Genomic DNA, 24,687 nt, shown 5'->3' with positions numbered 1-24,687 from the left:
GCGAGGGCTCAGTAGAAGTCGAGTTCGGCATTGTCCGGGGTCAGTTCCTGCGCCGCCTGGTGACCGTCCGGGCCGAGATAAACGGCATCGATATGACGGAAGCCGGGATAGAGATTGAAGATGTTGAACCGCATGCCTTCGATCCGCTCGATCTTCTTGCAGCGCCAGACGATCGATACTGTCATCGCGCCATGGCTGCCGGTCGAGCGGGCCGTGACCGAGCGTTCCGTTTCCTCGCACCGGGTCGGGCCCATCGGCTCGGCGAGATTGTCGGCATAGGCTTCTGCGTCAGTGTCGCCGGGCGGGTCGCTCTCGGACAGGCCGAAATTCGCGAGCGGCGCTTCCAGCGTCATCGTCAGGAAATCGTCTTCCCGCGTCACGGCAAGTTCGCCGGCGCCATGCTCGTGCACCTCGCCGGCTTCGTCGTCTGCATGCGCTTCCTCGGCATCGAGGGCCGGGTCGGCAAACGGGTCTTCGCCGGCTGCGGGGCTGTCATCGACCGCTTCGGAAGCAGCTTCTGGCGCTGGGACGGCGGCCGGTTCAGCCGGGGCGGGGGGCTCATAGGGCGTGCCCGCCGGGTCGCTGCAGGCCGCCAGAAGCATCGCGCCAATGACTGCTGCAAGTGCGCCGGAACGCAGGCTGTGGCTGGATTTCATCGGTGGGCCTCCCGGGCGCCAAACTCTGGATAAGTGCGAAAAGGTCAAGATTTTTGTCGCAGGCCTGATAATGAGACTATATTACATTTCTTCAAGCGGGTATGCGGCGCATTGGGTGCGGCCCCGAATCGCACCGGGCGCCGGAGTTTCATGTTTCAGTCGCTGCAAGCTCCCTTGCTGTTTGCCCTGACCGCCGCGCTGATCACGACGGCGGGACTCGTGACCGTTTACCTTCGCGGAGACTGGAGTGCACGGCATTCCGGCCTGTTCGCCCTGGCCGCGGGGGGCATGCTGCTGACGCTCAGCCTCATCCATATCGCGCCGGAATCGATGCACCTGTCACGCCATGCGCCGATCTTCATGGCGATCGGCTTTTATGCGGGCCTGCTGCTCGAAAAAGGCATCCGGACCGCGCTGCCGGAGACCGCCGACATGGCCCGCGCCGCCGCGATCACGCCGCTGGCTGCGGTCGCCATGCATTCCTTCATGGACGGAACGATCTATGCCGTCACTTTCGCAGGGAACTTCACCTCGGGCGTCTATGCGGCGCTCTCGCTGATGCTGCATGAATACCCGGAAGGCATCATCGCCTTTGCGATCCTGCGCCGGCACAGCTTTACCAACAAGGAATCCTTCTTCTGGGCCTTCCTGGCAGCAGGCGTGACCACGCCGCTGGCGGTCGTCGTCACGGGGCCGTTCCTGCACGGCCTGACGCCCGACGTAACGGGCAGCCTGTTCGCCCTGTCGGCAGGCCTTCTCCTCTTCGTTGCGACAGGTCCGCTGATGGAACCGTTGCAGGAGGAGCCGCCGGCGCGCGGCTTCCTGGCGCTCGGGGCAGGGGTCGTGCTCGCCGTGCTGATGACGCTGCTGCCGCTGCACAGTCATGACGGCAGCGGGCACGAGACGCATGATGACCACGGCCTGATCGAGGCGCACCAATGAGGTGGCTGCTCGCGGCCCTTGTCTGCTTCCTTGCCGCTTATTGCGTGCTGCCGCAGGCCGCGTCCGCCCATCCGCAGGATGAATTCTGTGCCGGGGGCAGCGGCATGGACCCGGCGCTCTGCCAGGAACTTGCGCGCCTCGACAGCGCCGACGCCGATCCTCAAGACCGCCCCACGGCCGATACCGGGCTTGAGGATACGGTCAGCCTTGACCGCTCGCCCCTCGAAACGGCGGCCTTCTATGTCGGCATCGGCTTCCAGCACATCCTGCCCATGGGGCTGGACCATATCCTGTTCGTGCTGGCCCTGTTCCTGGCGAGCACGCGGGTGCGGCCGCTGCTGCTCCAGATCTCGGCATTTACCGTGGCGCATACGGTCACGCTGGGCCTGACGGCGGCCGGTTTCATTGCTCCGCCGGGCGGCATTGTCGAACCACTGATCGCCCTCACCATCGCCTGGGCGGCGTTTGAGAACATCCTGTTCAAGGAGATGCAGCCCTGGCGGCCGCTGCTCGCCTTCGGCTTCGGTCTCATCCACGGCATGGGCTTTGCCGGCGCCTTCGGCGAGCTGGGCCTGCCACAGCAGATCTTCTGGCCGGCCCTCATCGGCTTCAATGTCGGCGTCGAGGTCGGCCAGCTGACCGTGATCGGCATGGCGCTTGCAGTTTCGCTGCTTGTCAGGGGCGTCCTGGCGCGCATGCACCGGGCCGATCAGTACCGGCACGTCCTCGTCTGGCCCGTTTCCCTTCTGATAGGGATTGCGGGCCTATGGTGGGCCATCGAGAGGGCCTTCCTTCAGGGTTGATGCGCGAAAGGGCCCCTCTCGATTGCGAGGAGGCCCGCCCATGCTGCAACTGCCAATGCTGATGAAAGTGACGTCCGCTGCTGTTGCGGCTGCGATCACGGCGTCCATCTCCTACGGACAGTATGCGGTTGCCTCCGGTCCAAAAGGGTCTGGCCTGATGCCGCCCGCCAACATGTTTGTCCCCTCCGCCGATCCGGCTACGACCGTCGATCCCGTGGCCGAACTGATGCGGGCCTTTTCCGAGATGAAGCTCGAAAAGGCGAAGTCCGAACGCACCCGCGCGATGATCGACTGGCTGGTCAGCCTGCAGGCGCAAGACCTCGCAGGCTTTTCCGTGCGCCGGGTCGATGGCGGCCTCGTCTACGATGTCCGCTTTGACCGCGTCGGCGATGGCGAGCCGGCCCTGATCTACCTTGCCGTGCCCTTCGGCACGGAGCTGCCCTATGCGGTGCGGCTTGTCGAAAGCGGCAACAGCCTGCGCGTGGAAGGCGTCAGCTGTTCGCGCCGCGATGCCCTGTCGGACATGGCCGGAAAGGCTGAGCGGGAAACGGCGGAAAGCTTCGCCCTCGAAAAGGCGTCGGCCTATCTCGGCGCGCCCGAAACGGCCGATCCGATGCTGGCGGCAGATTGCCTGATGGTGGCCCTGTCCGCCGACTGATCAATCAGTCGCGGTTTTCCAGTGCCAGAGCCTCGTCCAAGTCGCGCTTCGTGAAGCGCCGGGTGAACTGCGTCACGCGCGGGGCGATCTCGGTGCGGAAGCGGTTGCCGTTGAACACGCCATAATGGCCGACACCCGGCTGGATGTAGTCATGCTGCATGTCTTCCGGAAGCTTCGTGCACAGATCATGCGCCGCCTGCGTCTGGCCGATGCCTGAAATGTCGTCCTTCTCGCCCTCGACGGTCATCAGGGCGACATCGCGGATGGCGGACGGCTTCACCTTGCGCTGGTAGCGATACTTCAGGATACCGCGCGCAAGGTGGTGTTCCTGGAACACGCGCAGGATGGTCTGCAGGTAGAACTCTTCCGTCAGGTCCAGCACCGACAGGTATTCGTCATAGAATTCGCGGTGCTTGCCGGCATTGTCGCCGTCGCCGTCGACCAGGTGGTTGAAGAATTGCCACTGCGCATCGACGTGCCGGCTCCAGTTCATGTTCATGAACGAGGCGAGCTGGACAAAGCCCGGATAGACCCGCCGGAATGCGCCCGGATAGGGCCCCGGCACGGTGTGAATCATGTTCTGCTGGAACCATTCGAACGGGCGTTCCTCGGCCAGTTCGTTCGGAATGGTCGGGCTGCGGCGCGCATCGATGGGCGAGCCCATGAACGTCATCGTCGCCGGGCGGTGCGGATCGTTGTCTTCGGCCATCATCGAGATCGCTGCCAGCGTCGGCGGGCCCGGCTGGCAGACAGCCAGCACGTGCGCGCCCGGGCCGATATGGGTGATCATGCTACGGACATGATCGATATAATCGTCGAGATCGAAACGGCCGAGCCAGATCGGCGCCATGCGCGCATCGGTCCAGTCGGTGATGTAGACGTCATGTGTCGCGAGGAAGCCTTCGACCGTCCCGCGCAGCAGAGTCGCATAGTGGCCGGACAGCGGTGCGACGATCAGCATGCGGGGCAGGGGCGGCGAGCCCGGCTTGCGCGCTGCGGCGAGGCGTTCGGGATCTTTCTTGAAATGGACCAACGTGCACCAGGGCGATTGCCAGGCCGTGGTCGGCGTGACCTTCACCGGCGCCGAGTTGATCTTGACGCTCTCGATGCCCCATTCCGGCTTGCCGTAATAGCGCGTCGTGCTTTCAAACACGTCGGCGAAGGCCGCAAGCGACTTGCCGTAATCTGTATTGGCGATTGGGTTCAGCGGCGATTTCAGCGCAAGACGTCCGGCCTTTACGGCAAGGCGCATGGGTGCCATCGCAGCCCGGTTCAATTCGACGAGAGAATAAAGCATCGCCTTACCAACCTTTCATGCTGCATTGCAACATACGGGCCGGAACCGCTTGTGGCAAACGGATTCGCCATGCGGGGGCGTGGACTTAGGTTTAACGCAAGGTTTTGAATCCTGGCGAAATTTCCACGCCACAACCTGCCGGGGATTAAGGCCCGGCTGCTAATTTCAGGCCAGTACCGGTTAAGGAGTGGCGAGATGTTCCTCAAATGCCAGCCCAATCCGCACCGCGGCGGCCGCATGACGCGGGCCCTTGTGTTCGACCATGGTGCCGGGCAGCGCTTCGCGGTGGACGCCGAAATGCTGCATAAGCGGCCGGAGCTGCTCAGGGAATTCGGCCGCTTTCACGCCCTGCAGTTCAAGGCGTTGGACATTGTGGCCTATGCGCTCTGCTTCATCGGCGGGGTCGGGACGGTGATGGTTGCCTGGTGGATGTTCTTTGTCGGCCTTGCCGCCTGCGTGATGATGCTGGCCACCAATCGCAAATCCGCCGGCGAAGTCGCCCGCCGCGCCGCCCGCCGGTCGACGGACGATTTCCGCCGCCTGCACGAGATGGGCTGCCTCTGGGTCGTCTATTCCTGACGCGCGGCGTCAGATGCCGATGATGCCAAGTACGGCCGCGGTGACGGCAATCAGCATGAACACCAGCGTCAGGCTGACCGAGACGGCGCGCTGGCCCTTGTGGCTGGTCTTCATGCCTTTCGGCGTCTTGCCCACTTTCGGGGCCAGCATCCAGCGCGTCGAATAGAAGCCGAAGGCGGCAAGCATGGCGGTCGCTCCGGCGGCCCAGCTGGTCGCCAGCATGAAAAAGGCACCCGCCGCCAGCATCATGCCGGCAATCGGAATGGCCGTCTGGTTCAGCAATTCGCGCACATGCCGGTCGGCCCGGCTGCCGTCCAGCTTGTCGAAGCTGCAATTCGGCGAGGCGATGGCGGCAACCCATGCGGCGCCCACGGCCAGTGACGTGAAGACCAGGCCAAGATGGGTGGCGAAACGGGCAATCTGTTCAAGCATGGCGCGGAGTATGCGCAGGATTCGCCGGGCAGCCTAGAGGAGGCTCGTATCCACGACCTGGTCGATCAGGCCGTCCTCGGCCGGCACCTGCCCATCCAGCATGAGCATGGCGAGGCCGTGCACCATCGCCCAGGCCTGGATCCGCTTCGTCCGTCGCTCGGCCGGCGTGGCATCGGGCGGCATCAGCGCTTTCAGCGCGTCCGAGAGGATGGAAGAGGCGAATGCCTGTGTGTCGTCCGACCCGCCAGGGCCGGCAGACGGGTCTGGCCTCGTCATCATCATGCGGAACAGGGTGGGGTTGGCGAGGGCGAAACGCACATAGGCCTGTCCCATCGCCCTGAAGGCTTCCCGGCCGGGCTCGGCGCGGGCCATGGCCGAGCGGAAGGCTTCGCCAAGGCGCTCGTCGCCCACCTTGCACAGCGCCGTCAGCAGGGCCGCCTTGTCAGGGAAGTGGCGGTAGACCGCCGTCGCCGACACGCCGGCCCGCCGGGCAATCTCGCGCAGGCTCACCTGTTCGGGCGACTTGGTCTCGAGCTCGGCGAGGCCTTCCCCGATCAGGGCGGAGCGCAGGTCGCCATGATGGTAGCGACCCTCTCTCGAATTTATGTTGACAGTGTTATCATCTGAGGGCATGTTATCAGTGTAAACATTTTCCCCGCCTCCGCAACGCGACAAGGAGTCCTGCCATGCCGAGCCCTGTTGAAGCTGCCATCCGCGGCGTCGTCACCAAAGGCGTCCTCGCTCTCGGGGAGTTCAACCGTGACCGGCGCAAGGCGAAGGCGCCGAACCCCTATATGGGAGGCGTCCACACGCCGGTGACGCAGGAAGTGACCGACGAAGCCCTGAATGTCACCGGCACCATTCCGGCCGGCCTCAACGGCCTCTATGTCCGCAACGGGCCGAACCCGTTGCAGAAGGTGAACCCGGCGACGCATCACTGGTTCCTGGGCGATGCCATGCTGCACGGCGTGCGGATCGAGGGCGGCAAGGCGCTTTGGTACCGCAACCGCTGGGTGCGCTCCAATGCGGTCAGCGACATCCTTGGCGAGGCGCGCGCACCGGGCCCGCGCAATCCACGCACCGATACGGCGAACACGAACATTGTCAGCCATGCCGGAAAGCTGCTGGCCATCGTCGAGGCGGGTGGCCATCCGGTCGAGGTGTCCGGCACGCTCGACACGATCGCCCATTCGGATTTTGGCGGTACGCTGGGCGAGTCCTTTTCCGCCCACCCGCATCTCGATCCCGAAACCGGCGAGATGCACACGATCTGCTATGCCGGCGGCAATCTGACCACGATCTGGCACACCGTGCTGGGGCCGGACGGCACGATCACCCGCAACGAGCCGATCGAGGTGCAGAACGGCCCGATGATCCATGACTGCCAGGTCACGCCGAACTATGTGATCGTGTTGGATCTGCCCGTCACGTTTTCCATGGCGGCGCTGATCGGCGGGGAAAGTTTCCCGTTCCGCTGGAACCCGAAACACGCCGCCCGGATCGGCCTCCTGCCGCGCAACGGCAAGGGCAGCGACATCATCTGGTGCGCGGTCGATCCCTGCTTCATCTTCCATCCGGCAAATGCATACGAGACCGAAGACGGCAAGGTGATCATGGATGCCTGCGTCTATGAAAACATGTTCGTGTCCGGAATAAACGGACCGGAGACCTCGGCCTCGAAATTCGAGTCGCTCACCATCGACCCCGCCACCCGCCGCGTGACGCGCGATATGGTGGATGCTGATCCGCAGGAATTCCCCCGCTATGACGAGCGCCTCACCGGCCAGCCATACCGCTATGCCTATGCCATCGCGCTGGGCGAAACGGATTTCATCAGCCAGACCCGGCTCTTCAAGCACGATCTCGGCACCCGCACCCGCGAAGTGCATGACTTCGGCCCCGGCCGCATTCCGGGCGAATTCGTCTTCGTGCCGGCCCATGAGCGGGCAGGGGAGGATGAAGGCTGGCTGGTCGGCTTCGTGTCGGACACAAATACCGGCGGATCGGAACTCGTCATCCTGGATGCAGCGAACTTCACCGCCGATCCGGTGGCACGGATCCACATTCCGCATCGCATCCCGCCCGGCTTCCACGGCAATTTCATCCCGTCCATCTGAGCGTGTCGGATCGCGCGCGAAGATTTCGTGAAATTCAGCTTGCACATCTTGATAAACGATAAGAGATGGGGCAGGGTGATTTCGGGCGAAGGTAGAGGTGGCAAGTGGTTCGGGAGTCTTCATGCCACATCTGAAAATTCGCAATTTCCTCATCGCGGCATCCTGTTCGCTGGCGGTCCTCCTGTCCGGTGCCGCGCAGGCGTCTGAAGATGCGCCGGTGCCAGCGGAAGACGCGCCGCTGGTGATCGAAACCGTCACCGTCACGGGCCGCAGCCCCGCCAAGGCGCAGAAATTCATTGAGGATGTCGTCATCTCGAAGCGCTCTGACGAGCAGCTTGCCCGCTGGGACGACCGCGTCTGCATGACGCTGTCCGGCCTGAAGCCGGAGCAGGCGCAATATGTGATCGACCAAGTCTCGGCCCGCGCCGCCCAGGTCGGCCTGCGCCCCGGCGAGCCGGGCTGCGAGCCGGACGTCCTGATCTTTGTGACAGACGACCCGAACGGCCTCGCGCAGGGCCTCTTTGAAAAGCGCAAATCCTTCTTCGCCTATTACAGCACCACCTTCATCAAAACGGCTGGCCGGTCCGCGCTGGACGATTTCCTGACCAGCAGCCAGCCGGTGCGCTGGTGGCATATCGCGCAGGAAGTCACGGCAGATGGCCGCTCGCACGGCGCCGGCACCGGCGGCGTCGATGCCGTCTCCACGATCGGCACCGGCGCGCCTGTCTCCAAGAGCAAGGGCAGCCGCATCCAGTCCAACACACGGCAGAATCTCTATCGTGCCATTGTCATCGTCGACGTGAAACAGATGCAGGGCATTCCGCTGGCGGCGCTGGCCGATTATCTCACCATGGTCAGCCTGGTGCAGGTCGACCCCGAACTCGATACGCTGGCCCAGCCTTCCATCCTCAACCTGTTCGACGAGAATGCCTCCGAACAGCCGCGCACGATGACCGACTGGGATTTCGACTTCCTGCAAGGCCTTTACAGCTCGCAGCGCGATCTGACGTCCTTCCAGCAGGTGCGCGACATCGCCCGCCAGATGGAACGCCAGCCGAAGCGCTGACATTTCCGTCAGGATAATTATCTGTATGCAGAAGAGCGACCGGGAGGCCTTCTCCCGGTCGCTCTTTGCTGGCCGCAAGCCTTGACAGGCCTGCGAAGGTTGGGCTTGCTGTCTTCCGTCTTAGGTGGAAACAGCAAGGGGCTGACATGCCGCACTTTACGCACAAGACACTGGCCGCATGCGTGGCGTTTGCGTCTGCAGCAATCCTGGCAGTGCCGGCCCTGGCGTCGGAAGATCTGGGTACCGGAACGACCGGGGCGCTCGACGAAGCCCCGCTGATCATCGATACCGTCACGGTCACCGGCCGCAGCCCGGAACAGGCAAAGGCGTTCGTCGATGAAGTTCTGGACGCGAACAAGCCGAAGGAACAATTGGCGCGCTGGAATCGCGGCGTGTGTACCTCCGTGGCGGGCATGCGCGAGGACCAGGCCCAGTATCTCGTCGACCGCATTTCCGCCCATGCGGCCAGCCTCGGTCTTCAGCCGGAAGCGCCGGGGTGCGAGCCGGACATCCTCATTTATGTAACGGAAGATCCGAACGGGCTTGCGAAGGGCCTCTTCGAGAAGCGCAAATCCCTGTTCGCCTATTATAGCCATAGATTTATCCTGACAGAGGGACGCGAAGCGCTGGAGGAATTCCTCACCAATGACCGACCCGTCCGCTGGTGGCGCATCTCTCAGGAAATGAACGATGACGGCCGGTCCCTTCTGGGGCTTGCGGGGGGTGGCGAAGCTGCGCTCACCAAGCGTGGCAGGTCAAATGTCAAGATATCGGATGTTGCTCCCGTTTCCGACAGTCCCGGCAGCCGTGTTTCGCTGGACACGCGCGAAGAATTGTTCCGCACCATCATCATCGTCGATGTGAACCAGGTCAAAGGCGTCCCGCTGACAGCGGTGGCCGACTATCTCACCATGGTCAGCCTGGCGCAGGTGTCCGCCGACCTTGAAACGGTCAGCCAGCCCTCGATCCTCAACCTGTTCAGCCCGTCTCCGGGCGCGACGGTCCACGCCATGACGGACTGGGACGCAGACTTCCTGCACAGCCTCTACAGTGTCCGGGGAAATCGCAGCGCGACCAACCAGGTTTACGAAATTGCCCGCAACATGAAGCGGGAGCCTCACTAGAAGCTCCCGGCGCTTCAGCCGAGGGCGGTCTCGTAGACTTTCGCGTAATCGTCCGCGCTCATCGCTTTCGGATTACCGAAATGGGCGAGATCCTTGAGGGCGAAATCCACGACGCCCTGTGCATCGCCGGCGGTCAGGCCAATCGCTGAAAGCGTTTTCGGGATGCCGAGGTCTTCATTCAGGGCTTCGATGGCATCGCCGAGGTCAGCGCCCGGCTTCAGGCCCATGGCCTGGCGCAGGCGCGCATATTTCTCGTCGGCAGATCCCGCATGGAAGCGCAGGATGTGCGGCAGGAAGATCGCATTCAGCGTGCCATGGTGCAGCTTTTTCTCGTGCAGGCGTCCCGCCGCATGGGACAGCGCATGCACGCCGCCGAGGCCCTTCACGAATGCCAGCGCACCCTCATAGCTCGCCATCATCATGTTCCAGCGGGCCTCTGCATCGGCGCCGTCCTTCACGGCCTTCTTCAGCCAGCCATTGCCGAGCGCGCGATAGACGCCTTCATAGCCGATACCTTCCGCGGGCGGATTGATCGACGGCGCCAGCACCGCCTCGATGCAATGGGTGACGGCGTCCATGCCGGTCGCGGCGGTAAGGCCGGCAGGCAGGCCGAGGGTCAGGTCCGGGTCGCAGATCGCGGTGGCCGGGATGAGGTTCGGCGAGACAATGGTTTCCTTACGCCCGTTCTCCAGCGTCACCACCGTGCCGACGGAGACTTCCGAGCCCGTGCCGGCCGTGGTGGGAATGGCGACCAGCGGCGGGATCTTCTTGATCTTCTTCGCCCCGCCGGTGATTGCGGCATAGGCTTCCAGCGGTTCGTCATGGGAAACCAGCAGGCCGATGGCTTTGGCATGGTCCATCGACGAGCCGCCACCGACCGCGATGAGGCCATCGGCGCCGCATTCCTTGTACAGTGCGGCGACCTGCTTGGCCTGGCTTTCCAGCGGGTTCGGCACGGTGTCGGCAAACACGCCTGCGGGCGCCATGCCGAGGGCGTCTTCCACCTTCGCCAGGATCCCCACCGCCTTGATGCCCGGATCGGTGACGATGAAGGGCCGCGTGATGCCGAGGTTTTTCGACACGTTCGCCAGCTGCTTCAGCGCGCCGGAATCGAAGATGCAGGTGGTGAGATAGGTGATGACGGGCATGTCGGGCCTCCGCAAAACTGACTGCCGGCACTCTTGGCGGCGCAGGCGCTGCGGCGCAAGCCTCACGCGGCGGCAAAGCCTGCGGGCGGCATGGCTGCAGGGCGCAAATGCGCCTCGCTCGCAGACATGTTTCGGGTTGCGTTCTGCCAATTTGGACCTGAACGGAACGCCCCGCCATTCGGGCAAATACTTAGTCGCGCGCACGTGTCGCGCGGCACGCGACCGCGCGTCAAACTGGCCGATTATCGCCATCAAAACAAAGGATTATCTGCGCCTCATCACAGCGTTCTTTTCATGGAGGGAAAGACATGAAACGTATTTTTGCAACCGCGCTTCTCGCAGGCGCAGCTTGGGCTGGTGTTGCGGGGGCCGCATCTGCTCAGGACAATCCCTGGATGATCCGGGCTCGCGTCATCGGCGTCATGCCGGATGAAGGCGCAAAGCTCTCCGCCGGCGGCACCGCCCTCGGTGGCAGCGTCGACATCAGCGACGAATATGTCCCGGAAGTCGACATCACCTACTTCTTCAACAAGAACATTGCCGCCGAGCTGATCGCTGCGACCACGCAGCACAGCGTGAAGGCGACCAACGTCTCCGCCGTCGGCGGCGCTGACGTCGATCTCGGCGATGTCTGGGTTCTGCCCCCGACCGTCACCCTGCAGTACCACTTCACCAATATGGGCCAGTTCAAGCCTTATGTCGGTGCCGGTGTGAACTTCACGCTCTTCTACAATGAAGACGAAGGCCCGGTGGCTGACAGCATCGACTATGACTCGAGCGTCGGTCCGGCTCTGCAGGCTGGCTTCGACTACGACCTTGACGGCCAGCCGGGTGGCTGGGCCTTCAACGCCGACGTGAAGAAGATCTGGATCAACTCCGACGTGACGGTCGACTTCACGACCGCCCTCGGCGCCACGGTCAAGGCTGACGCAGACATCGACCCCGTCGTTCTGGGTCTTGGCTTCGGCTACAAGTTCTAAAGCTCCCTGAGCTTCCGCGCCCAAACCCTTTTCGAGCGGAAGACTTAGTAACTGGGCCGCGTTTCCTCCCCGGGACGCGGCCCTTCTTTATTCTTCTGCGCCCCATTCTTGCGCCTGCGCCCGTGGCCGCTACAGATGAAGGCCATGAGCATTCTTTCGGTCAAAGACCTCAAGGTCACCTTCGACACGCCCGATGGCGCCGTGAACGCGGTGAAGGGCATCAGTTTCGATCTCGCGAGAGGCGAGTGCCTCGGCATTGTCGGCGAGAGCGGCTCCGGCAAGAGCCAGTCGGCGCTGGCGGCCATGGGCCTGCTTGCCTCCAACGGCACGGCGACGGGCGAGATCCTGTTCGACGGCACCAATATGCTGACGGCGCCGGTCCCGGTGCTGCGCGACATCCGCGGCGCCCGCATGTCGATGATCTTCCAGGATCCGCTGACCAGCCTGACGCCCCACATGACGGTCGGCGCGCAGATGCGCGAAGTCCTGGCCCTGCACAAGGGCGAGAAGGGCGAAGCGGCCGACAAGCACTGTATCGACTGGCTGGAGAATGTCCGCATTCCGGAAGCCGCCCGCCGCATGAACCAGTTTCCGCACGAACTGTCCGGCGGCATGCGCCAGCGCGTGATGATCGCGATTGCGATGCTGTGCGGTCCGGAAATCCTGATCGCGGACGAGCCGACCACGGCGCTCGATGTGACCGTGCAGGCGCAGGTTCTGGACCTGATGGACGAGCTCAAACGCGAGACCGGCACCGGCATCGCCCTCATCACGCACAATATGGGCGTCGTCGCCCGCATGTGCGACCGCGTCATCGTCATGCGCCATGGCGAGATCGTGGAGCAGGGCAGCGCGGACGACATTTTCTACGCGCCGCAGGCCGACTATACGAAGATGCTGCTGAATGCCGTCCCGCGTATCGATGAGACCGACCGGCCGGGCCGTCCGGTGCTCGCCCCGGCGCCGGCGAAAGAGGTCGCGCCGATCCTCAATGTCGAGGACATGAAGATCCATTTCCCGATCCAGGTGAAAGGCGGCCTGTTCGGAAAGCGCAAGCCCCTGAAGGCGGTCGATGGCGTCTCCTTCGACCTGAAGCCCGGCGAGACGCTGGGCGTCGTCGGCGAATCCGGCTGCGGCAAGTCCACGCTTGCCCGCGGTGTCCTGAAGCTCATTCCGCCGACGGACGGAACCGTCGCCTGGCTCGGCCGCGACATCTCGAAGGCGAACCAGACCGAGATGAACGCCCTGCGCGACGATCTCCAGATCGTCTTCCAGGATCCGCTCGCCAGCCTCGACCCCCGCATGACCATCGGCGCTTCCATCGCCGAGCCGCTGCAGGTGCACCAGCCGAACCTCTCAAAGGCCGAGCGCGAGGCGAAAGTCCGCGAAATCCTGCCGCGCGTCGGCCTCGATCCGAACCTCATCAACCGCTATCCGCACGAGCTGTCCGGCGGCCAGAACCAGCGCGTCGGCATTGCCCGCGCGATGATCCTGAAGCCGAAGCTCGTGATCTGCGACGAAGCCGTCTCCGCCCTCGACGTGTCGGTGCAGGCGCAGGTGGTCGACCTCCTGATCGAGCTGCAAAAGGAATTCGGCCTCGCCATGATCTTCATCAGCCACGACCTCGCCGTCGTGCGCCAGATCAGCCACCGCGTCATGGTGCTGTATCTCGGCCGCGTCGTGGAGCTCGCTGGCCGCAACACGATCTACGCCGATGCGCGCCACCCCTACACCAAGGCCCTGATTGCCGCCGTGCCGAATGCCGACCCGAAGTCGGAACGCACCCGCGAGCGTCTGAAACTCACCGGCGACCTGCCGAGCCCGCTCGACAGCCGCGCGGCGCTGCGCTTCCTGAAATCGAAACTCACCGATGATGCGGATGCGGAGCAATACCGCCCACAGCTCATCGAAGTCACCCCCGGCCATTTCGTGGCCGAGCATGATCCGGTTCTTGGGTCGGAAGGGTTGCTGGCGGGCTGATCCTGTTTTGCCGCCGACCCCTGCGAAGGCAGGGGTCCATCTCCAGCTGTCGCCTGAAGCGCATGAGCAAGTTTCGGTAGATGGATGCCTGCCTGCGCGGGCATCTGCGGAAAATCGGGTTGAGGAAAAGTCAGCCCCGCCCGCTCACCACCGGATAGCACTCACCCGACCAGGGCGACAGCGACCGGTCCACCATCGAGCGGTTGGAGAAATCCACGCACGCCTTGCCGAAATCGCGCACGGCCTGGGTCGCCTGGTCTTCGGCCCAGCTATGGGCACAGGCGGCCTGGTCCGGGGCCGGGCTGTCGGCCGGCGCGCCGGGCCGGCGATAGGAATTGATGAAGGCGCTGACACAGGCGCCATAGGTGTCGACCTGATCGGTAAAGGCCTCGCGTTCGGCGCGGGCGCTTTCCAGTTCGGAGAGGCTGGCGAAGCGGGCGCCGGTGAAACTCGGCGCGCGCAGCACGCCGCACGCATCTTCCACCACGCGCTTGCCCTGATCGGTCATTGCGGGCTGGCACACTCTGTAATCGTAATCGCCATGCGAAGCATATTGCTGGGCGCCGGCAGGAAGGGCGGCAGCCAGCGCAAGAACGGCAACGGCCAGTCGTTTCATAAATCCACTCCACTCCATTCCGGCCACGCCTGGGCGTCGCGACGGCCGGCTTTGTCCCATCGGTCCTGAAGCAACCGATACACTTTGGGAGCACTCCCTTCCCAGCCGAAACACCCGAGCGGGGAATGGGCGCTTTCTGTCCCACCTTCTTGCGTCCCTGTTTCTAGCGCATCCGGCCGCAGATTTCGACACCCCGCCGCAGAACAGGGCAGGCCCCTCCCGGAAAAGGGCAGGGGAAACCCGGGGTTAAGACGCGTCTGCCATTCTGTGCGGCAATCTCGTACAGGAGCGCCCGCCTTGCCCCAGCTGATCGGCCTAGTCCTTGTCATCGTGCTCGTCTTCGGCGGGCTGGTGATGACGGGCGGACGCACTGCGCTCGAGGCGCTGCCCTTCGAACTCGCCCTGATCGGCGGGGCTGCGGCGGCGACCCTCGTCATCGGCAATGCGCCGGCCGTCGCGAAAGAGGCGGGCCTCGGCATCCTCGCCGCCTTCAAGGGCCCGAAATGGCGCAAGGAGGATTACCAGTCCGCCCTCGTCCTGCTCGGCACGCTGATGCGCAAGGCGCGCCGCGGCGGCTTCGTCGCCATCGAGGAAGACATCGAGAACCCGCTGGAATCCGCCACCTTCGCCGCCGCGCCGACGATCCGCGACGATACAGCGACCCGCGCCCTGATCTGCGACGCCTTCCGCCTGATGTCGCTGGACCTGTCGGACCCCGCCCGTGCCGAGGCGCATATGGACCAGTCCATCGGCCAGAACCTTGACCGCCGCATGAAGGCCGTGGCCGCGCTCAACACCGTCGCCGACGCGCTGCCGGCGCTCGGCATCGTCGCCGCCGTGCTCGGCATCATCCGCACCATGGGCTCGATCGACCAGTCGCCCGCCGTGCTGGGCTCGATGATCGGCTCGGCCCTGCTCGGCACGTTCCTCGGCGTCTTCCTCGCCTATGGCGTCGTCGGCCCGCTGGCCGCGCGTTTCGGACAGGTCGTGGAGGACGAGGCCCGCATGCTGGACGTCGCCCGCACCACGCTCTCCGCCTTCGGCACAGGCATCCAGCCCGGCATCTGCGTCGAACTCGGCCGCGCCGCGATCCCGGCAGAGCTGCGCCCCGATTCCGAAGACGTCGAGCGCGCCCAGCAAGCCGCCCGCTTCGCCGAACGCGCAGCCGCCTGATCGGGCTGAAAGACTGTCAGGCGGCAGGATCGGCTTTCAGGATGCCAGACACGGCCGCCCGGACCAACTGGTCCGGCGCCGCCCAGGGGTACGCGCTGATCGTGATCAGGTTGTGCGCGGTGCCATGCAGGGCGCACAACAGCAGTTGCTCCTTCAGCGCCAGGTCCTTCTCGCTGCAGCCTGCCCCAAGGGCCTCTGAGAGGCATGTCCGGAACAGCCCGAAGCGTTGGGCGAGGCCATCATCGCCCACAAAAACACTGACATCCGATTGCGACACGCCGCTGGACATGAAGACCAGGAAATAGCGCTCGCGATGGCGTAGCCAGAAATCGACATATGCAAGCGCCACGCTCTCAAGCCGCTGGAGCGGATCGCTTTCGCCGGCAGCGACCTTATCAAGCAGCTCGAAGAGTTCTGCGAACACCTCGGCCCACAGCGTCCGCAGAATGTCGATCTTTCGCTCGAAATACCGGTAGAGCGTCATCACCGTACAGCCGGCCTCGCCGGCAAGGCGGCGCATGGAAACGGCGTCGTAGCCATGCTCCTGGAACAGCCGCAACGCGCAGTCGGCAATGTGCCGACGCGCTTCGGCCATTTCCTGTTCGGACAGGGTCGGGCGTCCGCGTGGGCGCGATTTGGAAGAACTGGAAGTCGACATGCGCCGAGCCTACGCGGAACAGCCTGATTGACCAAGCAAGCCAATTAAAATATAACGCGTACTAATTAAATAGAGGTGCCTCGTTATGCAGCCATTTGCAGCCTTGTTTTCGGTCGCTTCAGTGATGCTGGCTGGGCCTGCCGGCGCGGCAGATGTCTCCGATCTGGCCGGTCACTGGCGAACCGTCCGTCACGCCGCCGATGTGGAGATTGCAGACTGCGGGGACGGCACCCCGTGTGGATATCTGGCTTCCGCCGGTTCGGAGGTGACCGGGGGACGTGTCCGGGACGAACGGAATCCGGATCCCGCTCAGCGAAATCGTCTCCTCGCGGATCTTCCGCTTCTCTGGGGGTATTCCCGTTCAGGGGAGGGATGGCGGGACGGGCGCCTCTACAACCCCGAAACGGGCCAGACATTCCGGTCCTCTCTGGAACTGGTCTCCGCGAACCAGCTGCGCGTACAGGGATGCCTCGGCCCGTTCTGCCGCACGCAGACCTGGACGCGAATCAACGCCGTCGACAGCACATCCGCAAAGGGCAATGCACATGAATGAACGCCATACTCCCGCACTCAATTTCTTCCGCATCCTGTTCGTGATTTCAGCGGTCTGGAACTTCGCTGGCGCCATCCCCGGTCTTTTCGACACGGCGGGCATGTTCGAACGCGAATTCGGCCGCACCCTGAATGATCCGGTGCTGGTCGCCGTCTATCGCGGTGCCTGGGGAACGGCTTTTCTCTATGCCTTCGGCTTCCTGATGGCCGCAAAGGATCCCTTGCGCCACTCCGGCATCGTGCTGATGGGCGGATTGGGAAAGGCGCTCTTTGCGCTCAATCTTTTCTTTATGTTCCGTGCCGGGTGGACCTCATCTTTTGCCATCGTCGTGATCGGCGGCGATCTTCTTTTTGTGGGACTGTTCGTACTGTATTTCGCGATGCTGAAACGAGCCGGGCACACAATCCTCTGACCTGGCAGTCAGCGCTGCCACAGGCCGTGCTGGATTCCGCCCAGCAGATAGATGGCAAATGTGCCCTGTCCCGGAATCTCCGTCGGCGGCACGGCGATGGCCCCGCCGGCCGCTTCGGCCACCGCCGCCGCAGCCTCAATATCCTCGACCAGCATGTAGGGCCGCACCACCGTCTCTTCTGTCTCTCTCAATGGCGCCCGCACGCCGATCCGTCCGCCCCCGGCCAATGTTGCCACGCGGGCAAAACCGAGTTCCGGCACAGGGTCGCCGAATGAGATACCGTGCGCGGCGGCCAGAATCTCGCAAGTCACGTCCACTTCCGGCGTGACAATCTCCAGATACTCGACCTGCACGCCCGGCGCTTCAATCGGCCCGGCGTTTTCCACCGACGCGCATCCTGAAATGGCAAGCGCCGCGAAGGCCGCAGCGGCAGCCGCAAAAAACTTCCTCATGGACTCTCTCCCAATGCGTCCGGGCCCTAAACGTGCAGTTCAACCAGCTGGATCAGGTTGCCGCAGGTGTCGTCGAAGACCGCCATCGTCGCGCCGCCCGCCTTGACCGGCGGTTGCGTGAAGCTGACCCCCGCCGCCTGCAGCCGCTCGACCTCGGCCTCGATGTCGTCGACGCTGAAGGCCGTGAACGGGATGCCGTCTGCCATCAGCGCATCCTGAAAGGCGCGGCTTGCCGGGTGGGCATTCGGTTCCAGCCCGAGTTCGACCCCCTCCGGGTCGTCAGCGGACACAACCGTCAGCCAACGGAATTCGCCCAGCGGAATATCGTGCTTCACCACAAAGCCGAGCGTGTTCGTGTAGAAATCGAGCGCCTTGGCCTGATCATCCACCATGACGCTCTTCATATACATTTTCATGTCGTGTCTCCTGGGAAGAAGGGTTCCAGCCACGGATTGATCGTGTCCGTCAGTGCGTGTGCGGTAAGGGAATGAACTTTGGTGCGGCCGCTCCACGCTGTAGAGATCAGTCCGGCTTCCTCCAGCGTGTTCAGGTGCCTTGTGATGGCCTGCCGGGTCAGCGTCACGTTGTACCGGTCAAACAGGCGCGCGCAGAGCTCGAACAGGGTCTGGTCGTTTCGCTTCCTCAGCTCATCGAGGATCAGGAGACGCGTATCGTCGCCGAGCGCGCGGAACAGCTTGCTGAGGTTCGGATCGAGTGGAATGCCCATGTCTTCTTATGCAACAAATATGTTGCATGTAAATACACATTCTTTCTACCTCCGGGGCAGGGGAGAGGGGGCCGAATTGACGCGCCGGGCGGAACCGGCCATCAAGCCCGGCCATGCCAGACATCCGCCTCGCCACCTTCAATTGCGAAAACCTGATGATGCGCTGCGATTTCCGCCATGCGGGCATCGCCAATGCGCGCGACCGGCTGACGGAAGTGGACGATGCCCTCGTCGCCGAACAGGTGGATTCAGTGTTCGACGTCCTGTCGGAGGATGACCGGACCCTGACGGCTGAGGCGCTTGCCGCCGCGCAGGCAGAGGTCTGCGCCCTGCAGGAAGTGGAAAACCTCGTCACCCTGACCGCCTTCGACACGCGCTACCTGTCGCGCTGGGAAACGCCTTATCCGGAACGTGTGCTGCTGGAAGGCAACGATTCCCGCGGCATCGATGTCGGCCTTCTGTCGCGCCTTCCGGTCAGCTTCTACCGCAGCCATGCGCGCGAGACCTATGGCACGCTCGGCCTGAAGCCCCCGCCGCGCGCCAGCGTCAACGATTATGCCTTCCGCCGCGATTGTCTTGAGGCTGACATCGTCAAGGACGGCCGCGTGCTGACCCTGTTCGTCTGCCACTTCAAATCCATGCATGGCGGGCGCAAGCGCACCCGCGCCGTGCGTGAGGCCGAATCCCGCGCCGTGCGCCTGATCATCGAGCGGCGCTTCGCCAATCCCGCCATCGAGGACTGGGTCGTCCTCGGCGATTTCAACGATTATTTCGAGGTCGACGGCCGCCGCCTGCGCGACCATGGCCTCGGGCCGCTGATCAATGACGGCTTCGCGGTGGACCTCGTCAGCCACGCCGTGAAAGACCCCTACGACCGCTGGACGCATCATTACAGCGGCGACGACACCTATGGCGCGCTGGACCATATGTTCCTGTCGCCGGCACTGGCCGAGAAGAATCCCCGCCCGCCGGTCAGCATCGTGCGCGGCGGCACGCCCTACCGCGCCCGGCGCTATGAGGGACAGCGCTTCCAGGGCGTCGGCTGGAACCTGCCAAAGGCCTCAGACCATTGCCCGCTGGCTGCAACGCTCCAGTTTGTCGGACGGCCCTTTGTCGCCTAGAAGGGGCGGGCCGTTTGAGAGTCGCTGAGCCGGAGGACTGCCTTGTCGCGTTTGGATAAACTGGTCGAGACCGTGGAAGCCTACCAGGCGCTCGCCACCGAGAATTACGACCGCATCCGCGGCCTTGCCGAACAGATCCGGGGCGGCCTCTGCGATTATATCGGCATGGGGGAGATGACCTGCGTCTATCTCGTCCCGCCGACGGGTGCCTTCGAGCCGAAAGCCCATGGCGACGCGGCGTTTTCCATGCCGCCGCGTGGCTTCCGGGCGCTTGCGCCGGTGTCTTTCGGCCTCGCCGTGCGGCTGACGCGCGGCAATGACTGGCTACGCGTCACGCTCGAATGCCGCAAGGTGGGGGAGGCCTTCAAGGTCCAGATCGAGGACGGTGCGGAATATGAATTCAGCCTGCCACTGTCATTCGAGTCGCAACTGCCCTTCTACGACCATATCTATTCGCACATCCTGGGCTGGTTCACCGACCAGATCGAGCAGTACAAGAATGGCGAATATGGCAGCCGCGTGATCGGATTCGACTTCGCGGATGACACCAACCTGCAGGAAGTCTAGGCTTTCCGCCGGGGCATCACGGAATAGGGGCGTGAATGAACGGCATTGAGTTTGCCCTGGCGAGTGCCGGGTCCAGCGAGCTTATCTTTGCCTGCGCCCTGATCGGGGCGCTGGGCATTGGCGCTCAATGGCTCGCATGGCGCCTGCAGGCCCCGGCCATCGTGCTGATGGCGCTGGCGGGCCTTGCCGTCGGCCCGCTCTGGTCCGTCATCTTCGGCCAGCCGCTGCTCGATCCTCAGCGCGTGTTCAATGGCGGCGGCAAGGAACTCCTGCGCCCGATCGTGTCGCTGGCTGTCGCCGTGATCCTGTTCGAGGGCGGCCTTGTCCTGAAATTCGAGACCCTGCGCGAGGCGGGCGCGGCCGTGCGCCGCATGGTGTTCCTCGGCGGCCCGCTTGCCTGGCTGTTCGGCACCTTCGCGGCCCGCTATGCGGCGGGGCTCGACTGGGGCTCGGCAGTCGTCTTCGCCGGCGTGCTCGTCGTCACCGGGCCGACCGTCATCATGCCGCTGCTGCGCCAGTCGAAGCTGGGCGGCCGGGCAGGGGCCTTCCTCAAATGGGAAGGCATCGTCAACGACCCGATCGGCGCCCTCTTCGCTGTCGCCGCCTATGAGATCATCCGCGTCGCCGCGACCGGCGAGTCCATTCTCGGCAAGGGCGCGATGATCATTTTCGCCGCCGCGCTCGGCGTCGGCCTCGGCATCGCTTTCGGTCTCGGCATGGTGCGCGCCTTCCGGCAGGGCTGGACGCCCGAATACCTGAAAGCGCCGATCATCTTCGCCTCCATCATCCTCTGTTATGCCATGGCAGAGATGATCGAGAAGGAAATCGGCCTCGTCGCCGTCACCGCTTACGGCATGACGCTCGCCAATTCGCGCCTTGCCGCCCTCAACGAGCTGCGCAAGTTCAAGGAAGACATCGCCGTCCTGCTCGTTTCCGGCGTGTTCGTCATCCTCACCGCAAACCTGACGCCGGACGTCATCCGCCGCGCGCTGACCTGGAACACGCTCGCCTTCCTTCTGGTCATGCTGTTCGTCGTGCGCCCCTTGTCGGTCTGGATCTCCACCTTCGGGACGCTGAAGCGCAATGAGGCGATCCTGCTCGGCTGGATCGCGCCGCGCGGTGTCGTGGCGGTGGCCGTCTCCAGCCTGTTTGCAACCCTGCTGTCAGACCTTGGCCGTCAGGGGGATTCGAAATTCTATTTCTCCGGCGCCGAACAGATCACGCCGCTCGCCTTCGCGGTCGTGTTCACCACGGTCGTGCTGCACGGCTTCACCATCGGCCCGCTGGCCCGCAAGCTCGGCCTCGCCCGGCGGGAAAAGCCGGGCGTGCTGCTGGTCGGCGTCAATCCGTGGAGCATCGATTTTGCCCGTGTGCTGAAGGATATCGGCGTCGAGCCGATCCTTGCCGACAATACCTGGCGGCGCCTGCGCCCGGCGCGCGAGGCAGGCCTCAACACCTTCTTCGGCGAAGTTCTCTCGGAAGACGCCGAAATGCGCCTCGACCATGCGGCCTTCGACCAGGTGCTCGGCCTCTCGGCCAACGAGCCCTATAATGCCCTTGTCTCCAGCCACTTCGCGCCGGAGCTCGGCCGCCATAAGGTGTTCCAGCTGTCCGCGCAGGAAACGGAGGAGGAAGATCATCGCTCCCTCTCCATGTCGACGCGCGGGCGCACGCTCATCCGCCGCGGCCGCTCCTATGACAGCCTGATCCGCGACCATTATCGCGGCTGGGTCTTCTCCAAGACGAAGCTCACCGAAACCTACGACATCGAGCATTTCAAGAAGGATCGTCCGAAGGCGGATCTTGTGGCGGAACTCCGCCCCGACGGCACGCTCACCTTCCTCGGCCCCAGCCGCGAAGCCCGCGGCGGCGACGGCGTCATCATCATCAGCTTCGGCCCGCCGCGCGAGGCAGAGGTGCCGGTTGCAGAATCTACCGCCACGCCAGCCGGCGGCTCGACGGGCGCTTAGCCTGAATTCAGAATCCATATTTTGAACTAAGCTGGAGTGCGGAAACTGGTCTCAGGCTGGATTCGTCGCACGCCTATGGCCTGTATTTCGCCCCTCGCGCGAGCGAGTGATCACAAAAATATTTTTTGCCAATTTCATCTTGACACGGATTATTCGCCTGCTGCCTGAAGTTCGACGCCATTGGCGCGGAGCCAGGCGCGCTGGCGCTTCCAGTCAGGGCAGCAAATGGCCACTTTTGCCCAGAATTTTGGCGAGTGGTTCATCTCCAGCAGGTGGGCGCATTCGTGCGCGGCGACATAGTCCAGCACCCCGGCCGGGGCCATGATCAGGCGCCAGGAGAAGGCAAGCTGGCCATCATGCGTGCACGAGCCCCAGCGGGAGCGGGTATCCTTGATGGAAATTCCTTTATAATCAACGCCAAGGGTCTCGCAGTGCTTCTTCACGGCGCGGGTCAGGTCGGCCTTGGCCTGTTTCTTCAGGAACCGGGTCACGCGCGGGCCCATCGTGTCCGGATCACCCGGAACACTCAGTAATTTCGGGGAATTTTCGTCTTCCGGCCAGATCTTCGCCAGCCGCCCCTCGCCCTCGGAGGTCAGGAGGATCGATTCCCCGCGATACTTGATCGTGGCGCCTTCCTCGAAGCGCACAGGCTCCGGCAGGCGCTGCAGGCGCGTGGAAATCCACTCGGCGCGCTCCTCGGCAAAGGCGGCGGCTTCCTTGATCTGGCGGCGTGACGGCGCAACAGCAACAGCTTCCCGGCGGCGCTCGTCGAGGCGCAGGATCAGGCGCCGCGCCTTGGCATTGACCTCGAACCGGACGCGCACACGCTGCCCGTTCGGAGCCTTCACTGTCATTGTCTGGCCATTGTTGTAGGTCATTGCTAAGACATCCACTTTACCGGTCGGACGCATCTACACTCCAATACGCATATCAGAGGGTCAAAACATGAAATATCTGCTGACGGGCGTCGCTGCCATAGCCATGCTTACGGCTTGCTCGAAGAAAGACAAGCCGCCTGGCGAGGAAGCTCCCGCAGGGATTGTATTCTCGCAGGAGAAAATTCCGGACTACAAGATCCAAAAAGGAGACCCAGCAACCGCCGCACAGGCCCTTGCCGCCATGTCGCTGGACACGTCCGGCGCCGGCCTCGTCTCCTGGGACAACAAGAACCTCTCCGGCGACAAGGTCGTCTTCACCAATGTGACGCTGGTGTCCGCCGGCGACGATGAGGAAGACGAAGACGGCATGAGCTTCGATGCCGATGACGATTCCTTCGATCTCGACGGCGCCGACCTCAAGGCGAAGAAGCTCGAATTCGAAGGCCTCGCCATGAAGGACGGCCAGGCCACCTTCTCGCGCATGCTGATGAGCGACATCGCCCTCGTACCGACCGATCCGGAAGAGGCCGATCAGGGCTCCGGCAAGATCGGCTCGATCGAGCTTGTGAACCCGTCGCCGGAAACCGCGGCCTGGGTGGCCAGCCTCTTCGGCACCGGGCCGGAGCAGGACATGCCGGAAGGCGCCGCCCTCTCCTTCGACCACTGGGCCATCAACGACATCAATTTCAGCATCGATGAAAACGAGGGCGACCAGGGCACTTTCACCCTCGACACGGTCGAAGTGACGGGCCTGAAAGACCAGAAGGCCGCGCTGATGAGGGTCGGCAAGCTCGACTTCGACATGGTCGACGGCGAAGACGGCAACCGTATCAAGATGAAGCTCGGCGGCATCGAGATGCACGGCATCGACCTCAAGATGCTGAGCGAAGCCACGGACGAGGCCGAAAATCCCGGCAACATGTCCGACATGATGAAGCTCGGCGCGCAGGATCCGGCCAATCCGGGCTATGAATCCCTGCTGGTCGACAATCTCAGCATGGACATCGCCGGCGTGAAGCTGGACCTGCCGAAGCTGACCTCGAATGTCGGGCGCAACAAGGCGAACACCGTCGTTGCCGTGAAGACCGATCCGTTCAAGATGACCCTCTCCACCGGGGAAGGGGAGCTGGGCGACGAGCTTGCCGGCCCGCTCGCCATGATGGGCTTCCAGACGGTCGAACTCACCGGCGCCGGCTACCAGACCTATGAGCCGTCTACGGACCTTACCACCTATGTGAAGGGCCAGAACTTCTGGGAAGTCAAAGACGGCTTCCGCATGGATCTCGGCATGCAGTTCGCCGGCGCCAAGGCGATCGCCGCCGCCGAGCAGGATTATGGCATGTCCGCCAGCCCCACCGCGGCGCTCGACTCTGCGCTCGAGAAGCTGGTCCTGCACAATTTCGAGATCAACCTGAAAGATGACGGCCTCGTCGACCGCGCCTTCAACGCCTACGCCACCACCAATGGCCAGGATCCGAAGACCGCCCGCAACCAGGTCGCCGGCATGCTGGCCATGGCCCCGATGATGGCCGGCGGCAGCGGCATCGACATGGACCTCGTCAACGAGGCCTCCGCCGCGCTGTCCAGCTTCATCTCCGATCCGAAGACGCTGACCATCAAGCTGGCGCCGAAGGAGCCGGTCTCGATGGCGGCCCTTGCAGACCTTGAGGATCCCTCGCAGGTCACCAAGGAAACGCTGGGCTTCACCGCCTCCAACAAGTAAGCCCGCTACGCAGCGGCAATTGGCGCGCGTCCCGTCTGGGGCGCGCGCTTTTCTT

The 24,687-nt window shown here is 63.8% G+C and carries 27 protein-coding genes; 16 read left to right on the top strand and 11 right to left on the bottom strand.

Annotation, left to right across the window (positions count from 1 at the left end; translation table 11 throughout):
• Window positions 1-8: 8 nt before the first annotated feature.
• Complete coding sequence (locus tag R3C13_RS04385; RefSeq protein WP_371309575.1) at window positions 9-656, bottom strand: DUF2796 domain-containing protein; 648 nt, start codon at window positions 654-656, stop codon at window positions 9-11.
• A gap of 150 nt (window positions 657-806) precedes the next feature.
• Between R3C13_RS04385 and R3C13_RS04380 the strand changes: the two genes are divergently transcribed.
• Genes R3C13_RS04380 through R3C13_RS04370 form a run of 3 tightly spaced genes read left to right on the top strand, consistent with a single transcriptional unit; the run spans window position 807 to window position 3,059 of the window.
• Window positions 807-1,598, top strand: coding sequence for a ZIP family metal transporter (locus R3C13_RS04380; protein ID WP_371309574.1), 792 nt, complete (start codon window positions 807-809; stop codon window positions 1,596-1,598).
• A complete protein-coding gene (locus R3C13_RS04375; protein ID WP_371309573.1) occupies window positions 1,595-2,401 on the top strand; it encodes a HupE/UreJ family protein in 807 nt (268 codons plus the stop codon). The genes R3C13_RS04380 and R3C13_RS04375 overlap by 4 nt, the downstream gene beginning before the upstream one ends.
• A 40-nt stretch (window positions 2,402-2,441) precedes the next feature.
• On the top strand, window positions 2,442-3,059 hold the full coding sequence (locus R3C13_RS04370; RefSeq protein ID WP_371309572.1) for a hypothetical protein: 618 nt from the start codon (window positions 2,442-2,444) through the stop codon (window positions 3,057-3,059).
• A gap of 4 nt (window positions 3,060-3,063) precedes the next feature.
• On the opposite strand, the gene R3C13_RS04365 is transcribed toward R3C13_RS04370, so the two are convergent.
• A complete protein-coding gene (locus R3C13_RS04365; RefSeq protein ID WP_371309571.1) occupies window positions 3,064-4,356 on the bottom strand; it encodes a polyhydroxyalkanoate depolymerase in 1,293 nt (430 codons plus the stop codon).
• A 195-nt stretch (window positions 4,357-4,551) separates the two neighbouring features.
• Here R3C13_RS04365 and R3C13_RS04360 point away from each other — a divergent pair, with 195 nt between their 5' ends.
• Window positions 4,552-4,935 (top strand): hypothetical protein, encoded by a 384-nt coding sequence (locus R3C13_RS04360; RefSeq protein ID WP_371309570.1) that lies wholly within the window; start codon window positions 4,552-4,554, stop codon window positions 4,933-4,935.
• A gap of 9 nt (window positions 4,936-4,944) precedes the next feature.
• On the opposite strand, the gene R3C13_RS04355 is transcribed toward R3C13_RS04360, so the two are convergent.
• Together R3C13_RS04355 and R3C13_RS04350 are read right to left on the bottom strand one after the other, a co-directional pair.
• On the bottom strand, window positions 4,945-5,367 hold the full coding sequence (locus R3C13_RS04355) for a hypothetical protein (RefSeq protein WP_371309569.1): 423 nt from the start codon (window positions 5,365-5,367) through the stop codon (window positions 4,945-4,947).
• Between the two features lie 33 nt (window positions 5,368-5,400).
• Window positions 5,401-6,000: a TetR/AcrR family transcriptional regulator gene (locus tag R3C13_RS04350; RefSeq protein ID WP_371309568.1), complete on the bottom strand. Its 600-nt coding sequence runs from the start codon at window positions 5,998-6,000 to the stop codon at window positions 5,401-5,403.
• Window positions 6,001-6,053: 53 nt separating this feature from the next.
• Here R3C13_RS04350 and R3C13_RS04345 point away from each other — a divergent pair, with 53 nt between their 5' ends.
• The 3 genes from R3C13_RS04345 (at window position 6,054) to R3C13_RS04335 (ending at window position 9,674) form a co-directional block, all read left to right on the top strand.
• Window positions 6,054-7,484 (top strand): carotenoid oxygenase family protein, encoded by a 1,431-nt coding sequence (locus R3C13_RS04345; protein ID WP_371309567.1) that lies wholly within the window; start codon window positions 6,054-6,056, stop codon window positions 7,482-7,484.
• Window positions 7,485-7,605: 121 nt separating this feature from the next.
• Window positions 7,606-8,550: a hypothetical protein gene (locus tag R3C13_RS04340; RefSeq protein ID WP_371309566.1), complete on the top strand. Its 945-nt coding sequence runs from the start codon at window positions 7,606-7,608 to the stop codon at window positions 8,548-8,550.
• A 146-nt stretch (window positions 8,551-8,696) separates the two neighbouring features.
• Window positions 8,697-9,674 (top strand): hypothetical protein, encoded by a 978-nt coding sequence (locus R3C13_RS04335; RefSeq protein ID WP_371309565.1) that lies wholly within the window; start codon window positions 8,697-8,699, stop codon window positions 9,672-9,674.
• A 14-nt stretch (window positions 9,675-9,688) separates the two neighbouring features.
• On the opposite strand, the gene R3C13_RS04330 is transcribed toward R3C13_RS04335, so the two are convergent.
• The gene (locus R3C13_RS04330; protein WP_371309564.1) at window positions 9,689-10,822 is read right to left on the bottom strand and encodes an iron-containing alcohol dehydrogenase; all 1,134 of its coding nucleotides are present in this window, start codon (window positions 10,820-10,822) and stop codon (window positions 9,689-9,691) included.
• Between the two features lie 308 nt (window positions 10,823-11,130).
• Between R3C13_RS04330 and R3C13_RS04325 the strand changes: the two genes are divergently transcribed.
• Window positions 11,131-11,802, top strand: coding sequence for an OmpW family protein (locus R3C13_RS04325; protein WP_371309563.1), 672 nt, complete (start codon window positions 11,131-11,133; stop codon window positions 11,800-11,802).
• Between the two features lie 144 nt (window positions 11,803-11,946).
• Complete coding sequence (locus tag R3C13_RS04320) at window positions 11,947-13,782, top strand: dipeptide ABC transporter ATP-binding protein (protein WP_371309562.1); 1,836 nt, start codon at window positions 11,947-11,949, stop codon at window positions 13,780-13,782.
• Window positions 13,783-13,912: 130 nt separating this feature from the next.
• On the opposite strand, the gene R3C13_RS04315 is transcribed toward R3C13_RS04320, so the two are convergent.
• The gene (locus R3C13_RS04315) at window positions 13,913-14,398 is read right to left on the bottom strand and encodes a hypothetical protein (RefSeq protein WP_371309561.1); all 486 of its coding nucleotides are present in this window, start codon (window positions 14,396-14,398) and stop codon (window positions 13,913-13,915) included.
• A 297-nt stretch (window positions 14,399-14,695) separates the two neighbouring features.
• Here R3C13_RS04315 and R3C13_RS04310 point away from each other — a divergent pair, with 297 nt between their 5' ends.
• A complete protein-coding gene (locus tag R3C13_RS04310; RefSeq protein WP_371309560.1) occupies window positions 14,696-15,571 on the top strand; it encodes a motility-associated protein in 876 nt (291 codons plus the stop codon).
• A gap of 16 nt (window positions 15,572-15,587) precedes the next feature.
• On the opposite strand, the gene R3C13_RS04305 is transcribed toward R3C13_RS04310, so the two are convergent.
• The gene (locus R3C13_RS04305; protein WP_371309559.1) at window positions 15,588-16,229 is read right to left on the bottom strand and encodes a TetR/AcrR family transcriptional regulator; all 642 of its coding nucleotides are present in this window, start codon (window positions 16,227-16,229) and stop codon (window positions 15,588-15,590) included.
• A gap of 85 nt (window positions 16,230-16,314) precedes the next feature.
• On the opposite strand from R3C13_RS04305, the gene R3C13_RS04300 reads away from it, so the two are divergent.
• Window positions 16,315-16,782, top strand: coding sequence for a DUF2147 domain-containing protein (locus R3C13_RS04300; protein WP_371309558.1), 468 nt, complete (start codon window positions 16,315-16,317; stop codon window positions 16,780-16,782).
• Window positions 16,775-17,194, top strand: a complete 420-nt coding sequence (locus R3C13_RS04295; RefSeq protein WP_371309557.1) for a hypothetical protein — start codon at window positions 16,775-16,777, stop codon at window positions 17,192-17,194. The genes R3C13_RS04300 and R3C13_RS04295 overlap by 8 nt, the downstream gene beginning before the upstream one ends.
• An 8-nt stretch (window positions 17,195-17,202) precedes the next feature.
• Here R3C13_RS04295 and R3C13_RS04290 read toward each other — a convergent pair whose 3' ends face one another.
• The 3 genes from R3C13_RS04290 to R3C13_RS04280 form a co-directional block, all read right to left on the bottom strand.
• Window positions 17,203-17,547, bottom strand: a complete 345-nt coding sequence (locus R3C13_RS04290) for a hydroxylase (RefSeq protein WP_371309646.1) — start codon at window positions 17,545-17,547, stop codon at window positions 17,203-17,205.
• Between the two features lie 125 nt (window positions 17,548-17,672).
• The gene (locus tag R3C13_RS04285; protein WP_371309556.1) at window positions 17,673-18,062 is read right to left on the bottom strand and encodes a VOC family protein; all 390 of its coding nucleotides are present in this window, start codon (window positions 18,060-18,062) and stop codon (window positions 17,673-17,675) included.
• Window positions 18,059-18,373, bottom strand: coding sequence for an ArsR/SmtB family transcription factor (locus R3C13_RS04280; RefSeq protein WP_371309555.1), 315 nt, complete (start codon window positions 18,371-18,373; stop codon window positions 18,059-18,061). Before R3C13_RS04280 ends, R3C13_RS04285 begins: the two co-directional genes overlap by 4 nt.
• 113 nt (window positions 18,374-18,486) lie before the next feature.
• On the opposite strand from R3C13_RS04280, the gene R3C13_RS04275 reads away from it, so the two are divergent.
• Genes R3C13_RS04275 through R3C13_RS04265 form a run of 3 tightly spaced genes read left to right on the top strand, consistent with a single transcriptional unit; the run spans window position 18,487 to window position 22,031 of the window.
• A complete protein-coding gene (locus R3C13_RS04275) occupies window positions 18,487-19,494 on the top strand; it encodes an endonuclease/exonuclease/phosphatase family protein (RefSeq protein ID WP_371309554.1) in 1,008 nt (335 codons plus the stop codon).
• 42 nt (window positions 19,495-19,536) lie between these two features.
• On the top strand, window positions 19,537-20,061 hold the full coding sequence (locus tag R3C13_RS04270; protein ID WP_371309553.1) for a hypothetical protein: 525 nt from the start codon (window positions 19,537-19,539) through the stop codon (window positions 20,059-20,061).
• Between the two features lie 35 nt (window positions 20,062-20,096).
• Complete coding sequence (locus R3C13_RS04265; RefSeq protein ID WP_371309552.1) at window positions 20,097-22,031, top strand: cation:proton antiporter; 1,935 nt, start codon at window positions 20,097-20,099, stop codon at window positions 22,029-22,031.
• Between the two features lie 149 nt (window positions 22,032-22,180).
• Here the strand turns inward: R3C13_RS04265 and R3C13_RS04260 are convergent, their stop codons facing one another.
• Window positions 22,181-22,909: a M48 family metallopeptidase gene (locus tag R3C13_RS04260; protein ID WP_371309551.1), complete on the bottom strand. Its 729-nt coding sequence runs from the start codon at window positions 22,907-22,909 to the stop codon at window positions 22,181-22,183.
• 67 nt (window positions 22,910-22,976) lie between these two features.
• Here R3C13_RS04260 and R3C13_RS04255 point away from each other — a divergent pair, with 67 nt between their 5' ends.
• Window positions 22,977-24,632, top strand: a complete 1,656-nt coding sequence (locus tag R3C13_RS04255; RefSeq protein WP_371309550.1) for a hypothetical protein — start codon at window positions 22,977-22,979, stop codon at window positions 24,630-24,632.
• The last annotated feature ends 55 nt before the right edge of the window (window positions 24,633-24,687 follow it).

It is taken from the genome of Hyphomonas sp. (assembly GCF_041398385.1).
Taxonomy (GTDB): domain Bacteria; phylum Pseudomonadota; class Alphaproteobacteria; order Caulobacterales; family Hyphomonadaceae; genus Hyphomonas.
Note: the sequence above shows the minus strand (reverse complement) of the source record. Positions and strands in the feature narration are given on the sequence as shown.